The following is a 14,701-nucleotide window of genomic DNA, read 5'->3' as shown; positions in this document are numbered from 1 at the left end:
GAAACGGTTACGGTATCCATCGGACTGATACGGTAAATCGGTACCCTAAGCTAACAAACAGACTGGCAACGAGTAAATGGGGTGTATTTGTCATGAATGGGAAAATCTGGATTTCCGGACAAAATATATGCGTTCCCGATCAGAAATTCCCCGCAAACGGCTTTTTTGTTTTCAGGTCCCGCAACTGAAACGAGTCAATGCTACCAACCCCGGCAAACCGAATCTTAACCCCATAAATCTGATGAAGCGGTTTGGTATAACGCGCCTGATAGACCTGACGGCCATTGATTGACAGGCGGGCGGTTTGATCAGCTACCTGCAACGTCAGCCGGCCGCCGTTCCGCAGATCGGCGCCCAGAAAACCAAGATCATCGTGTTGCCCGCTCTTATGAAGCTCTGACAATTGCAGATCAATCCAGTGCACACAGCCGGGCCGCATCACATCAAAGGTATGAAACGATGATTCGCCGAAAATAGTAACCCCAACCTGCGAGCACCGTACGCCTGCCCGCTCCGGTGAGGTTTTTACCGCTGCCGTCAGTTCAAAGTTATCACCGTCAATGGCCGTCTGCCGGGTATTGGTAAACTCCACGAAATAGGTTCGGTTTGTATCAATACCGGCATGGGCGGCTTCTGAGGTACCGACATGTTGTCTGCCCGGTTTACGGCCATCCGGATGAAGAATCGGATAGACGCGGGTGGTGTCGTGCATCATCGAGGCGGTAACTGTCCAGCCGTTTGTGAGCAGGTAAACGACGGCTGTATCGATCACCGTGCTGCCCTGCCACAAGGTGGCATAATACCGGCCGGGCCGCTCATAATAATGCGTATATACGCTGTCTTCCGGTTCGATTTGTCGCCGTTTCCCATCCCCGAACCGTATGGTAAACACCGCTTCTTCCGCCCCCTTTTTCCTGTGGACGGCGAAAAGAGCCGAATGCGGATTTTCCCCTACCGGATTCCGGCAAACCAGCGACCCAACCACCGGCGGATGCACCTGACTGATATACATCATCATTCCGATAACAGTCAGCAGCACTGTAGCAGCCAGCAGGAGTATAACGGAGCGGCTGCGGACAGGACGACGGCCGGCCGCTGCACCCTTCGGTTTCTCCTCTCTGAAAACAGCCGGTACACGTTCCGGCAGAGGTGGTTCCGGTAGCCCATGGCCGGGATTTGATGCTTCCGGAAGCCGTTCGGCCAGCATCGTTTCGCCGACAAAGGTATCCCAATCCTTATAGTCAATAAAATAGGCAAGCGCATCCCGGGTTGCTTTCTGAGGATAGTAGCGGGCATCCGTTTTAATTTTTCCGAAGATGCGTTTAAGCGTATTCGGACTAATGCGGACATGGCTTTTTTTAAAGACAATACGCTCCAGCTCCACGTAATCACCGTTTGTCCACCGGCTCCGGTCCGGCTTCCCGTATGCTTCACTCACCCGTCGGCAACAAATATCCAGAAAGTGAAAACGATCCGTCATTTCCTGTTGTCCATTCTTTGACATCATAACGTCTTATATATTGATGGTCAGGCCATTACCTTGTCCATTTTTTTGAACAACAGATTGGTTAACCTTCCTTTACTGTCTTCTTTTAGTGCAACTATACCTTTGTTTATGCTTATTTAAGCCTACCGGCAGGCTGGTAGAAACGGTATAAAAACAGTAAATATCTAACTAATATGCGACAAAAACTTTTACTCTGTTGCTTAGTTTTTTTGAGTTGGTATACGCCACTCGTTGCGGCAGACCGGCTGATAACCGGTAAGGTCACTGATGAGTCGGCAAACGGGCTGCCGGGCGTCAGTATTGTGGTCAAAGGCACTCAGCGCGGGACCGTTACGGACGCCGACGGCCAGTACCGGCTGAGTGTTCCGGACGCCGGTCAGGTCGTGCTGGCTTACTCATTCGTAGGTTATCAGCCGGTTGACATTACCTTGACCGGTCAGACCGTTCTTAACGTTACCCTGAAACCCGATGAACACTCTCTGGAAGAAGTCGTGGTGGTCGGATATGGTACACAAAAGAAAAAAGACCTGACCGGTGCCCTGTCGACCATCGAGTCAAAGGATATTGGCGGCCGGCAGACGGTCCAGGTGTCCGAAGCGTTGCAGGGAAGCATCGCGGGCGTATCGGTCACCCGCAGCAGCGGCGCCCCCGGAGGCGGGTCGTCTATCCTCATCCGGGGCATTACGACTTTAGGGACCAACAGTCCGCTGATCATTCTGGATGGTGTACCGGTCAGTTCGATCGATAATGTCAATCCCAACGATGTGGAAACCATTACGGTGCTTAAAGATGCCGCTTCGGCGGCCATTTATGGCTCAAGGGGGGCTGCCGGTGTCGTGCTGATTACCACTAAACGGGCGAAGGAAGGCAACAGCAGTTTTGAGTATAACGCGGAATATGGGGTTCAGAAAGCCACCGCTTTGCCTGCCTATGTCAATGCGCCGGCATACATGCGTTTGTTTAATGAGCAGGCTACCAACGACGGCTCCGCTACAGGACCCTATGCGCAGGACTATATCGATAATTTCGCGAAATATAACCGTGAATCGCCCGACAAATTCCCCTTTGCCAATACCGACTGGCAGAAAGCGGTCATGACCAAAACATATGCCCCGCGGGTCCGGCATGATCTGGTATTTACGATGGGAACGGGTAAAATCAAGACCAAGGCCTCATTGGGGTATACGAAACAGGATGCTTTCTACACCAATTATAGCTACGAGCGCTACCTGTTCCGGGTAAACAACGATCTTCAGATCAATGACAAACTAGCGGTAAACCTGGACGTTGCCTATAAGCGGACGGGAACGCTGAGCCCCGTTACAAACCCCGTTTATGAGGCCCGGGTAATGCCACCGATTTACGATGATGTGTATACCGACGGCCGGTATGCCCTCGGAAAAGACGGCCGGAATCCGCTTGCCCAGCTGAACGAAGGCGGTACCAACCGCGGAACGTATAACCAGTTTATGAGCCGGTTGTCGTTTACGGTCAAGCCTGTCGACGGACTTACGCTGACGGCACTCCTCTCCCCGACCATTGACCTCGACAAAACCAAAGGGTTTTCGAAGCGGATTACCTTTACCAACCCCGATGGCAGCATCAGTTCCTTCAGTAACCAGGCCCGTACGACACTCACCGAAGGCCGGAATGAAGGCCTGATGCTGACGGGGCAGCTGCTTGCCAATTACGCACGGACATTCGGTGGTACGCACTCGCTGGATCTGCTGGCCGGTTATGAAGAAATCTACAATAAAACGGAGTCGCTGAGTGCATCCCGCAGCGGGTTTGCCCTGACAAACTTCCCCTACCTGAACGCCGGTTCCATCGAATTACGCGACAATGCGGGCAGCGCCAGCGAGGTGGGTCTGCAATCGGTCTTCGGCCGGCTCAAGTACGACTATAAGAGCAAATACTACATACAGGGCAACCTTCGCTACGACCAGTCGTCGCGGTTCAGCAGCCAGTACCGCGGGGCACTTTTCCCGTCGGTATCAGCGGGGTGGGCGCTCACCGAAGAGTCGTTTATGCGGGGTATCAACTGGCTTTCGTTCCTGAAAATCAGGGGTTCATACGGCATGGTCGGGAACGAACGGATCGGCAACTACCCGTATCAGGCAACCATCAGTTTCAGCAACGCGCTGTTTTACCAGAACGGTGTTGTGGTGCCGCTCAACGGCGGTGCTCAGGCCGACTATGCCGTGCAGAACATTTCCTGGGAAACGACCCGCACCCTGGATGCCGGTTTTGATGCGTCGTTCTTTAAAAACCGCCTGAACCTGACGGCCGATTATTACCGCAAACGGACCTACGATATCCTGCTCGCCCTCGACATTCCGCTCTATCTGGGTTATGACCGTCCGCAGCAGAACGCGGGTATTCTCGATGTCAACGGCTGGGAACTGGAATCGAGCTGGCGGGACCGGATCGGGAAAGTCAATTACTCGGTAGCCGTCAACCTGTCGGATGCCAAATCGACCATCGTCGACCTGAAAGGAACACAGGTACTGGGCAGCCAATCGACGTTTAAGGGTAGTGAGTTCAACGAATGGTTCGGCTACCGGTCTGCCGGTCTCTATCAGACCACAGACGATGCCAACAACTCCCCGCGCCTGAACTCAAACGTTACCGCCGGCGATGTCCGCTACCTGGACCTGAACAAGGACGGTAAAATTACCCCCGACGACAAAGTACTGCTGGGCGGTTCCCTTCCCCGTTATCTGTACGGCAGCACCTTGCGGTTCGACTATAACGGCTTTGATCTGGGCATCGTTATGCAGGGGGTTGGTAAGAAACTAAGCCGGATGCCGGATGATATTGCCCGCCCGTTTGCCGAAGCCTTCGGGAATGTGCCGCAGGATATGGCCGGTAAATTCTGGAGCAAGACCAATACGGCCGGACAGAATGCCGCAGCCCGTTATCCGAGGCTGTCGACGCGGTCACTGAGCGCTAATTACGAAATGTCAGACTTCTGGCTGGTCAACGGCGCTTATTTCCGCGTAAAAAACATTACGCTGGGCTACACGCTGAAAAACAACCTGCTGAAGAAAGCCGGTTTGCAGTCGACCCGAATCTACGTAGCGGCAAACGATGTGCTGGCCGTGCACCATTTCCCGGGGTACTGGGACCCTGAAGTCGGTGGTTCATCGTACCCGATTGTGACCACACTCATGGCCGGTGCTACCCTTAAATTCTGAGACAGGCTCCTCTTAAACCGTTTAAACACAGGAACATCATGAAATACATGTCAGGCATTCTGCTGCTGGCAGCAGGCTTAACCTCCTGTCATACGCTCGATCTGAATCCGTTGTCGGAACCGTCGACAGCTACCTTTTATGCCAACCAGACCGAACTCGAACTGGCCGTCAATGATTTATACCGGCTTGACTTCTGGGGAAATGACAATGAACAGTTTACGGACAATTACTGGCACCGCGGGCAACTGGGCAACAGCGTGACTTTCGGTACCATGAACGCCGATGATGCCGGTGTTCAGTCGTACTGGTCGCTGTGTTACAAAGCCATCGCCCGCGCCAACTCGTTTCTGGCCAACAAAGACCGGGCAGCGGCCAACACATCGGCTGCCGTACTGAAGCAGCTGGAAGCCGAAATGCGGCTGATCCGTGCGTATCAATACGTCCGGCTGATTACCCATTTCGGTGACGTACCGCTGATTACCAATCCCCTGACGCTGGAAGAATCCTATGCCGTTACCCGTTCGCCTCAGGCCGGCGTACTACAGTTTATTTTTGCCGAACTGGATTTTGCCATTGCCAATCTGCCTCAGTCCTACCCTGCTTCGGCCGTGAAACGGCTGACAAAAGGGGCTGCCCTGGCCATAAAAGCCCGTACGGCGTTGTATACCGGCAACTGGGCCGTGGCCAAAGAAGCCGCTCAGGCCATTATGCAGTTTACCGGTGCCGGGGCATACTCCCTGCACAGCGATTATAGTCAGTTGTTCCTGAAAGCCGGCGAAACCAGTAATGAACTGATCATCAGCATTCCGCGGGACGAAGCCCAGAAAGTGTTTACGTCCGGTGATGCCGTCAGGGATCTGCTACCGCGGATAACCGGCGGCTACGGTGCCCAGATTCCGACCCGTGAAATGGTAGACGCCTACGAATGCCGGGATGGCAAAACCATCGATCAGTCGCCGCTCTATAACCCCAAAGATCCGTTTAAAAACCGCGATCCCCGCCTGACGGCCTCCATTGTTGAGTTCGGTACGCAGTGGCTCGGGTATACCTATCAGCCTCATCCTGATTCGACAACGGTTTTCAGCGCGAAGGACAACAAAAAAGTAGCTAACCTCGATACACGGTCGGTTGCCGCTTTTGCCAGCTTTACCGGTTTTCTCTGGAAAAAAGGCGTGGATCAGTCCTGGGCCGATAAACGGAGCGAAGACAACGATGCCTACATCTGCCGCTACGCCGAAATCCTGCTGACGTATGCCGAAGCGAAAACCGAACTGAATGAGATCGACGCCACCGTCCTGAATGCCGTTAACCTGGTCAGGGCGCGGGCGTATGGCGTACCCGTTTCCCAGACCAGCCAGTATCCGGCCGCGACAACGACCAATGCCGCCGAACTCCGGCAGCTCATCCGGCGGGAACGGCGGGTAGAATTCGCCAGAGAGGGCCTTCGGTATATGGACCTGATTCGCTGGCGGTTAGCCGAAAAGGCACTGACCCGACCCGTGATCGGACTCCCCGATCCCGCCGTGCAGAACCGCAGCAAATGGCCGTTTCCGGGTGTCACTCCGCTTGATGCCGACGGGATCGCCGATTATTCGGGATTCGGCCCGGATGTGAAGGTCGTGGCCCAGCGGAACTTCGACAAGACCCGGCAATACCTCTGGCCGGTTCCGGCGCTTGAACGCCGTGTTAACCCCAACCTGACCCAAAACCCCGGCTACTAACCTGTATACAACCTGAATTACTCTGATATTAACAACCATGAAGCGATCTGTTTTAACGGGCCTGTCGCTGCTGACAGCCCTGACACTGGTGGCCCAGCCCAAACCACCAAAGTCGTTTAGCGGGGTATATCCGCATCTGGCCATGTACAACAACGAGGGGGAATGCGGCACCGGTGCCGTTGTTCCCTGGGCCGGACGGCTCTGGGTCGTTACGTACGGCCCGCACCTCCCCAATGGCTCTTCGGATAAGCTGTATGAAATCAGACCAGACCTCAGCCGCACCATCCGCACCGAAAGCATCGGCGGTACGCCCGCGAACCGGATGATCCATCCCGAAAGCAATCAGCTGTTTATCGGCCCGTATGCCATCGATGCCCGTGCCAATGTCCGCACCATTCCCTATTCGGCCATGCCCGGCCGCCATACCGGCAATGCCCGCCATCTGACCGATCCGGAACACCGGATTTATTACGGCACCATGGAAGAAGGTTTTTATGACGTCGACGTGGCTACACTCACCCCCCGGCTGCTGTACGAAGACGGGAATACCAAACACAAAAAGGGCGTCGATGAAACCGGCAACCAGCCAACGGCTCTGCTGCCGGGAGCACATGGCAAAGGACTTTACTCGGGTCAGGGAGTGATGGTTTACTCCAACAACGGCGAACCGGGCGACAAAGCCCTGAAACAGTTCGATGTACCGGCGGGGGTACTGGCCGAATGGGATGGTAAACGCTGGCAGGTTGTCCGGCGGAACCAGTTTGTGGAAGTGACCGGTCCGGGGGGGATTACCGGCAATGCCCGCCCGGAAACCGACCCGATCTGGGCAACCGGCTGGGACCATAAATCGGTGTTGCTGGGTGTCCGCGACAAAACAGCGGGCTGGCAGTTTTTCCGGCTTCCGAAAGCCAGCCACAGCTACGATGGTGCTCACGGCTGGAACACCGAATGGCCGCGCATCCGCGACATCGGTACCACGGGCAAGGCCGACTACCTCATGACCATGCACGGTCTTTTCTGGCATTTCCCCGGCACGTTTACCGCCCGGAACACGGCCGGTATCCGGCCCGGATCTGCCTACCTGAAAGTTATCGGCGATTTTGCCCGCTGGAATGACCGGATTGTGTTTGGCTGCGACGACTCGGCTCAAAAGGAGTTTCTCAACAAACGTCTGGCCAAGGGCAATCTGGAAGGCCCAGGCCAGTCTAACTCAAACCTCTGGTTTACCCCCCTCACACTGCCCGATCAGCTGGGCCCGAATACCGCCGAAGGCGCTGTCTGGCTCAATGAGTCCGTGAAAGCCGGGGAAACCTCAGAGCCATTCCTGTTTGCCGGCTGGAAAAACCGGTCTGCCTGGGTAAAAAACCACGGGAATGAGCCGCTGACGATAACATTTGAGGTGGATAAAACCGGAACCGGTAACTGGGTCCCCCTCAAATCAATGCCGGTTGCTCCCCAACAGGCCTTACAGATTCCGTTCGATCAGGCGACACAGGGCGAGTGGATCCGGACCCGCGTCAACAAGCCGTCTGTGATGACGATTCAGTTTTACCTCGCCGGAAACGATAACCGGCGTCCGGATACAGATCCGATGTTTAACGGCCTTGCCCGGGTTACGGATCAGCACGCACTGGGCGGTACGCTGTACGGATTGGGCAACGACCGTAAAGCACTGGGTATGAACGTCCGCCGGTTCGACAACGGTCAGGTTACCGATGCCGGCTATTATGAACTGGACGGAGAGATGCGGCTAACCCGGAAGAATGACCCGCAAACGGCCGCTTTCATCGCCGAAAAGTTTGCCATTCCGAAACAGGCCGTTACAGTCGACGAGGCCAGTGTGCTGATCGTTGACGACAAAGGCCGTCGGTGGCGGCTTCCGAAAGGCCATGACGCCTTTACGGATCTCACCCGGCAAGCGGCCTTACGCATTTGCCGTGAGGTGGCCACGGAGCGCGACCTGCTCAACTGCCACGGTACGTTCTACGAACTGCCGGCCGAAAATGCCGACGGATACGCCAAAATCCGGCCCGTTGCCTCGCATACTCTCCGGATTCATGACTATGCCTCCTACCGGGGCCTGCTGATTATGACGGGTTTAGAACCGGAGAACCTGGCAACCAACGAACATATTATTGTGTCTGACGACAAAAAGGCCGCCGTCTGGGCGGGAGTTATCGATGATTTATGGAAGCTGGGCAAGCCAACCGGTAAAGGCGGTCCGTGGAAGCATACAGCCGTTTCTGCCAATGAACCATCAGACCCCTACCTGATTGGTTTTTACGACCAGCGAAACCTTGCGTTATCGCACAACGCCAGTGAGCCGGTTACATTTACCCTTGAGGCTGACCCTGTCGGCACCGGTGTCTGGATGCCATACAAAACCATTACAGTAGCACGGGGTCAAACCAGCACATTTACGTTCCCAGCTGATTTTCAGGCTCGCTGGATCCGACTCACGTCTGATAAATCCTGTCAGGCAACGGCGGATCTGGTGTATCGGTAGCAACGGCAGGGAGAACAGAAGGCAATATTCCGTTCTCCCTGCTGGTGCTCAGCATCGTCATGCGGTACGGGCTGGTTGATCGGATAAGGCTGTCGTCTTACTTCAGGCTCAGCCGTTTTGTGTGGCGATGCTGCTTTTGCTTAGTCTGAACCGGCAGATTATGCTGTTTTATCATTTTACGCGTTGCGTGGACAATTTAACAAATGAATTCACGCTTCTTTTCACGGTAAATTCAGGCTTCCCTGCGCTTTTAGCAATGGGTGCTGGCAGGTCATTTTCCCCTGATCCGCGCTGAAGAATCGCTTTCACGGTCCAAATCTGCTTATACCGATGACCTCATTTTCTTTAACGCCGGATCAAATCCGGCAGTACCATCAGGATGGGTACCTCATCGTTCCCGGTCTTTTAACCGCTGATGAAATAGCCCGGTTGTATACCGTAGCCGTTGACGATCAGGCCGTCAGCAGAAACGCGATCAATGTAAATGACCGTACCGGCAAACGCAGTAAACTGTCGCTCTGGTACAAGCCCGGTAACGACATCTACGGCCTGCTCACCCGCAGCCGGCGCCTGGTCGATTCGGTCGATGCGCTCCTCGACGGGACGGCCCCGGTTTGTCATTTTCACTCAAAGCTCATGCAGAAGGAGCCGCGTGTCGGCGGTGCGTGGGAATGGCATCAGGATTATGGCTACTGGTATAAAAACGAGTTTCTGTTTCCCGATCAGATGATGTCGGTCATGCTTGCTATTACGGATGCCAACCGCGAAAACGGTTGTTTACAGGTTATTCCCGGGACGCACAAAATGGGACGCGTGGAGCATGGTTTTGCCGGTGAGCAGGTCGGTGCCTCGCAACGATACGTCGATCTGGCCCTGAAAACGATGCCGCTGGTGTATGTGACGCTGAAAGCCGGGGATGTGTTATTCTTTCACAGCAACATCCTGCACCGGTCTGAGGCGAACCTGTCTGACCGTGCCCGCTGGTCGCTGATTTCCTGCTACAACCGCCAGTCGAATCCGGGCTATAATGAAGTTGCCTCGGCGGGGGCCTGTATAACCCCCATTGATGTTGTCCCGGACGACGCCTTATTAACCCGTGAAGCGGGCGGATTAACCGAAGCGGAGGCTAACTTTCTGGCAAAAGAAGATGATTTGGCCCTGAAATAAGGCATTGCCCGGCTACCTGTATACATATACGTCATCAACCATTTTTACCTGCTACGCATGAAACTCCTTTTTTTCTGCCCCAGATGGGGGCAGGAACACATCCCATGGCCGGTATTTGCCCGGAAGGTAGCCGATGCCGGCTATCATGGTGTCGAAGTCGGCATACCGGCATCATCACAGGAACTGGACACGATGCTGAATGCCCTGGCAGCCCACAACCTGCAACTGATTGGTCAGCATTGGGAAACCAAACATCCGGATTTTGACCGGCACTATGCTGAATATGACCGGCGAATCCGGGCGTTAGCGGCCGTAAAACCCCTGTTCATTAACACCCAGACGGGAAAGGATTATTACACGTTTGCGCAAAATGCCCGGTTAATTGCTCTGGCAGATCGTATCGCCGGTGAAACCGGCATTCCGGTAATCCATGAAACACACCGCGGCAAATTCAGTTTTGCGGCCCACATAACCCGTATGTACCTGGAGCAGCTCCCCTCGCTCAGGATCACCCTCGACATATCGCACTGGTTCACAACGGCCGAGACCTATCTGGACGATCAGCCGGAGGCGGTCTCCCTGGCCATCAGCCGTACCGATCACATCCACAGCCGGGTTGGCTACATTGAAGGCCCGCAGATTGTAGACCCCAGAGCCCCGGAGTGGCAGGAAGTCGTCGAACACCACCTGGCTTGCTGGGACAAAGTGATTGCGCAGCGCGCCGCCGCCGGCCATACGGTCACGACGATTACGCCGGAATTCGGGGCGCCCCCCTACTTATTGTTGCTGCCATACACCCGCCAGCCCGTTGTTGATCAGTGGGAGATCAATCACTACATGATGACGATGCTGCAAAAACGGTACCGGGTGTGATGCTACTGGTTTAACCAGGGAGCGTTGCCGCTCCCTGGTTAAGTGCTTATGTGCCCTGACGGCGTATTTCTCTACCGGAAACCCGATGTATTTACGACTGCACATCTTCCCAGAGTTCAATGTTATTACCCTCAGGATCCATAATATGGACAAACTTCCCATAGTTATATTCCGCAATTTCATCGAGTATCGTCACCCCTTCCCGCCTCAGTTGCGCCACCAGTTCTTCGATATGCTCAACGCGGTAATTGATCATAAACTCTTTTTTTGACGGCTCAAAGTACTTCGTATCCTTACTGAACGCCCCCCAGGCCGTTGTGCCTTTCTTTTGCGGGTCATCTGCCTCCCGCCACCTGAAAGTTGCCCCATACTCATCGACCGGCAACCCCAGATGCTGAGCGTACCATTCCTTCATTTTCTGCGGGTCATCACATTTGAAGAATATACCGCCAATTCCGGTCACTTTTTTCATATACCGTCCTGATTGCAAATTGCGTTGAAAAGCTGTCAGGTAATTTATTCAGGAAATGCATATGAATCAATTTAAATGTCCTATTTCTATCGAGTCAGCGGGGAACATCTACTTGTGGAGCGACAAACGCCGGAGGGTACGCCTTATCCTTTCAGGTTTATCTACACACTTGTATCTTCAGGAAGGCATGTACACCTCTCCGGCCTTTCTACAATAATTTTCTGCTCTGCTTTGCGCTGAACCAATGGCGCTTTTCATCAGCGTCTCCAGGCTAAAGCCTGAATTACCCCGAAGGCTGAACCCGTACAACTTCAGCAGAGGGCAGCCTTAACCCTGTTAACCGGCAAGGGCCTTCTCCCGACAGACCATTAAATAATTTCCCGCCATTTCTTACCAAAAAACGCTCATGTATTTTTATCAGGATTACGTCATTAATTAACAGGGCACTGCTTCTTTATAATGGCTAGTTTTCTATATTTGCCGGAGAGGGGGCGATGACGCGAGACGGAAGAAAGTCCCTTCGTTCAGTAATAAAACACTGATTGTCAAGGAGACCGGGCAACAAAAAAAGAGTCATCAGTTGATGACTCTTTAGTAGCGGGGAGCAGGATCGAACTGCCGACCTTAGGGTTATGAATCCTACGCTCTAACCAGCTGAGCTACCCCGCCTTGTTTCGTAGTGCAAAAGTACACAAAATATTTATTCGCGCAACCTATATCATTGAGTTTCGCATTAAAATTATTTTACCTTTGCTTATAGGCCAATGCCGGTTTAGCCCCCTAAGCCGGTTCTGTCAACTGGTTATTAAGAAGATAGACAGGAAGCCCTGTAGCATGCTGGTATGTAAAAAAAAAATCTTCAGGTATGGAAAAATTTAAGTTTGTAACCGAATACGAGTTCCGGGCATCCCCGAAAATGCTTTTCCCTTACATCAGTACGGCATCCGGCTTGTCTCAATGGTTCGCAGCTAAGGTCAATACGCTCTCTGATCAGAAATACGACTTTCAGTGGGATAACGAAAGCCATATCGCCAAACAGGTTTCATTGCGCCAGAATAAAAGCGTCCGGTTTGAGTTTCTGGAGACCAGTGAGTCGGGGCACGACAATAACTACGTCGACTTCCGGATCGATCAGAGCGAGTTAACCCAGTCGACATTCCTGCGTATTACAGATTATTCGACGAATCTGGACGAAGAAGAACTCAAGGACCTCTGGGATGGTTTACTGGATAAACTAAAGGAAATTGTCGGAAGCTAACCGATGTGAATAATGCATACTGTCTTTGTTAACGTTTTTTAAGCATTCCGCTCGTTACACTGTACACTATCCATTATACATTTACGCATGAAACGAATTGATAAACTGATTTTAACCTCGTTTTGGGGGCCGTTTGTCCTGACCCTGTGTGTGGTCATCTTTATTTTCCTCACACGGCTCCTGATGTTTTATATTGACGACTTTGTTTCTAAGGATATTACACTGGCCACGTTTGGCCGCCTGTTATTTTTCTTCTCACTACTAACCATTCCTACTGCGCTCCCGTTGGCCACCCTGCTGTCGTCGCTGATGACCTATGGCAACCTGGGCGAGTTTTTTGAGCTGACAGCCATGAAAAGCGCGGGTATTTCCCTGACCCGCGCCATGCGCCCGCTGCTGATCGTAGCCGTGCTGATCAGTTTTTTTTCATTCTGGTTCAACAACTATGTCTCGCCCTGGGCCAACCTTAAAGGCTACAGTTTGCTGTACGACATCCGTACGGCCAAAGCAACCCTGAACCTGAAGGAAGGTATTTTTTACAATGACCTGCCGGGCTACAGCATTAAGGTCGATAAAAAAGCCAAGGACGGCGTCTCGCTCAAAGGGCTGGTTATTTACAAACACTCGACGTCGGGCATGGAAACGGGCAACCGCGAGGTGATCCTGGCCGATTCGGGTAAGATGTACACGGCTCAGGATAACTCCTATCTCGTTTTTGAACTATACCACGGCAACGACTACCAGGAATATGCGGATGGCCGTAGTCCGGCGTATATCAACACCGGAACAAAACCCACTCAGTTTATCCGAAACGGGTTTAATCACTACAAACTGATCATCGGGCTTGAATCCTTCGGGCTGAAACGTACCGACGAACAGCAGTTCGAATACCACGAGTTTATGAAAAACCTCGGCGAACTGACACATACCACCGATTCGCTGAAAAAAGACCTGAAAAGTACCAGCCTCAGCGTGTCAACCACCTCCAAACAGTATTACAACTACCAGTTTAAGCCAAACTCAGCGGTGATGCCGGGTAAAGAACCGCTGAAAGGCGGGAAATGGGTGGATTCGCTGCTGGCGAAAAACCGCGCGGTACCGTTTGACCTGGCACAGGCCGCCCTCAACCAGGCGCAGAGTGTGCTGAGCTATGCCTCGTCTAACATTACCTATCTGACCGAGAAACAAAAAGCGGTCTATAAATACGAACTCGAAAGTCACCATAAATTTACCCAGGCCCTTTCCTGCTTTGTCCTGTTTCTGATCGGTGCGCCGCTGGGAGCCATCATCAAAAAGGGCGGCTTTGGTTTACCGGTACTGGTCTCCATCGTCTTCTTCGTTCTGCTGTATGTACTGACAATCAACGGCGATAAGCTGGCGAAGGACGGCGTGGTCTGGGTACCCATCGGGGCCTGGTTACCGAATGCGCTCCTGCTGCCGGTAGGGCTTTATTTCATGCGGCAGGCCCGTCACGATTCACGCATCTTTGATAAGGATGTTTATATCATCGCCTGGGATCGGTTCCGGAAGCGGGTTACGGAATGGCGCATGCGCCGGAAAACACAAATGGCCTGACCGGCTCCGGATGCACTAGCCGTCAATAAAAACGGGGTTATTGTATCATTTTAATTAAATTTTACGTACCTTTGCGTTTTCTAAATTTTTTCAGTAAACTAAACGCTGTCTGACGATGTATTTAACGAACGACAAAAAGCAGGAAATTTTTGCTAACCAGGGTTTCAAGAAAAGTCCGGAAGACACTGGTTCGGCGGAATCTCAGATCGCGCTGTTTACATACCGGATTGCTCACCTGACAGAGCACCTGAAAGTGCACAAGCATGATTACGGTACTCGTCAAGGGCTGCTTAAACTGGTAGGTAAGCGTCGCCATCTGCTCGATTACCTCGCAAAAAAAGACATTACTCGCTACCGGGCGATTATTGCTCAACTGGGCATCCGGAAGTAAGTATACACAATCAGGGAATTTGCCAATGGTAGAT

10 protein-coding genes and 1 tRNA gene are annotated in these 14,701 nt (G+C 53.0%); 8 read left to right on the top strand and 3 right to left on the bottom strand.

Translation table 11 applies throughout. The features are described 5' to 3' along the window. Positions 1-139: 139 nt before the first annotated feature. A complete protein-coding gene (locus BLX24_RS02075) occupies positions 140-1,507 on the bottom strand; it encodes a hypothetical protein (RefSeq protein ID WP_071501406.1) in 1,368 nt (455 codons plus the stop codon). Positions 1,508-1,716: 209 nt separating this feature from the next. Here BLX24_RS02075 and BLX24_RS02070 point away from each other — a divergent pair, with 209 nt between their 5' ends. The 5 genes from BLX24_RS02070 to BLX24_RS02050 all read left to right on the top strand — a co-directional run bounded on the left by BLX24_RS02070 (position 1,717) and on the right by BLX24_RS02050 (position 10,971). Beyond that, on the top strand, positions 1,717-4,704 hold the full coding sequence (locus tag BLX24_RS02070; protein WP_229201675.1) for a SusC/RagA family TonB-linked outer membrane protein: 2,988 nt from the start codon (positions 1,717-1,719) through the stop codon (positions 4,702-4,704). Positions 4,705-4,742: 38 nt separating this feature from the next. Beyond that, positions 4,743-6,425: a RagB/SusD family nutrient uptake outer membrane protein gene (locus BLX24_RS02065; RefSeq protein WP_071501404.1), complete on the top strand. Its 1,683-nt coding sequence runs from the start codon at positions 4,743-4,745 to the stop codon at positions 6,423-6,425. A 37-nt stretch (positions 6,426-6,462) separates the two neighbouring features. Further along, on the top strand, positions 6,463-8,931 hold the full coding sequence (locus BLX24_RS02060) for a hypothetical protein (RefSeq protein WP_071501403.1): 2,469 nt from the start codon (positions 6,463-6,465) through the stop codon (positions 8,929-8,931). 330 nt (positions 8,932-9,261) lie between these two features. Beyond that, complete coding sequence (locus tag BLX24_RS02055; protein WP_071501402.1) at positions 9,262-10,098, top strand: phytanoyl-CoA dioxygenase family protein; 837 nt, start codon at positions 9,262-9,264, stop codon at positions 10,096-10,098. 57 nt (positions 10,099-10,155) lie between these two features. Then, positions 10,156-10,971: a sugar phosphate isomerase/epimerase family protein gene (locus tag BLX24_RS02050; protein ID WP_071501401.1), complete on the top strand. Its 816-nt coding sequence runs from the start codon at positions 10,156-10,158 to the stop codon at positions 10,969-10,971. Positions 10,972-11,062: 91 nt separating this feature from the next. Here BLX24_RS02050 and BLX24_RS02045 read toward each other — a convergent pair whose 3' ends face one another. Then, entirely contained in the window at positions 11,063-11,443 is a 381-nt protein-coding gene (locus tag BLX24_RS02045) for a VOC family protein (RefSeq protein ID WP_071501400.1), read from the bottom strand. A 595-nt stretch (positions 11,444-12,038) separates the two neighbouring features. After that, positions 12,039-12,112, bottom strand: a tRNA-Met gene (locus tag BLX24_RS02040). A 196-nt stretch (positions 12,113-12,308) separates the two neighbouring features. Between BLX24_RS02040 and BLX24_RS02035 the strand changes: the two genes are divergently transcribed. The 3 genes from BLX24_RS02035 to rpsO all read left to right on the top strand — a co-directional run bounded on the left by BLX24_RS02035 (position 12,309) and on the right by rpsO (position 14,667). Further along, positions 12,309-12,701: an START-like domain-containing protein gene (locus tag BLX24_RS02035; protein ID WP_071501399.1), complete on the top strand. Its 393-nt coding sequence runs from the start codon at positions 12,309-12,311 to the stop codon at positions 12,699-12,701. A gap of 87 nt (positions 12,702-12,788) precedes the next feature. Then, positions 12,789-14,276 carry an LptF/LptG family permease gene (locus tag BLX24_RS02030; protein WP_071501398.1) on the top strand — a complete coding sequence of 496 codons (1,488 nt, stop codon included), beginning with the start codon at positions 12,789-12,791 and terminating at the stop codon, positions 14,274-14,276. A gap of 115 nt (positions 14,277-14,391) precedes the next feature. Continuing rightward, a complete protein-coding gene (gene rpsO, locus BLX24_RS02025) occupies positions 14,392-14,667 on the top strand; it encodes a 30S ribosomal protein S15 (protein WP_071501397.1) in 276 nt (91 codons plus the stop codon). Positions 14,668-14,701: the final 34 nt, after the last annotated feature.

This window comes from Arsenicibacter rosenii (assembly GCF_001870735.1).
Lineage (GTDB): Bacteria > Bacteroidota > Bacteroidia > Cytophagales > Spirosomataceae > Arsenicibacter > Arsenicibacter rosenii.
Note: the sequence above shows the minus strand (reverse complement) of the source record. Positions and strands in the feature narration are given on the sequence as shown.

Excerpts from the sequence above, each read along its gene's own strand:
- BLX24_RS02055 (WP_071501402.1), top strand. The coding sequence starts at position 9,262 with ATGACCTCATTTTCTTTAACGCCGGATCAAATCCGGCAGTACCATCAG.
- BLX24_RS02035 (WP_071501399.1), top strand. The coding sequence starts at position 12,309 with ATGGAAAAATTTAAGTTTGTAACCGAATACGAGTTCCGGGCATCCCCG.
- BLX24_RS02060 (WP_071501403.1), top strand. The coding sequence starts at position 6,463 with ATGAAGCGATCTGTTTTAACGGGCCTGTCGCTGCTGACAGCCCTGACA.
- BLX24_RS02050 (WP_071501401.1), top strand. The coding sequence starts at position 10,156 with ATGAAACTCCTTTTTTTCTGCCCCAGATGGGGGCAGGAACACATCCCA.
- BLX24_RS02075 (WP_071501406.1), bottom strand. The coding sequence starts at position 1,507 with ATGATGTCAAAGAATGGACAACAGGAAATGACGGATCGTTTTCACTTT.
- BLX24_RS02030 (WP_071501398.1), top strand. The coding sequence starts at position 12,789 with ATGAAACGAATTGATAAACTGATTTTAACCTCGTTTTGGGGGCCGTTT.
- BLX24_RS02045 (WP_071501400.1), bottom strand. The coding sequence starts at position 11,443 with ATGAAAAAAGTGACCGGAATTGGCGGTATATTCTTCAAATGTGATGAC.
- rpsO (WP_071501397.1), top strand. The coding sequence starts at position 14,392 with ATGTATTTAACGAACGACAAAAAGCAGGAAATTTTTGCTAACCAGGGT.
- BLX24_RS02065 (WP_071501404.1), top strand. The coding sequence starts at position 4,743 with ATGAAATACATGTCAGGCATTCTGCTGCTGGCAGCAGGCTTAACCTCC.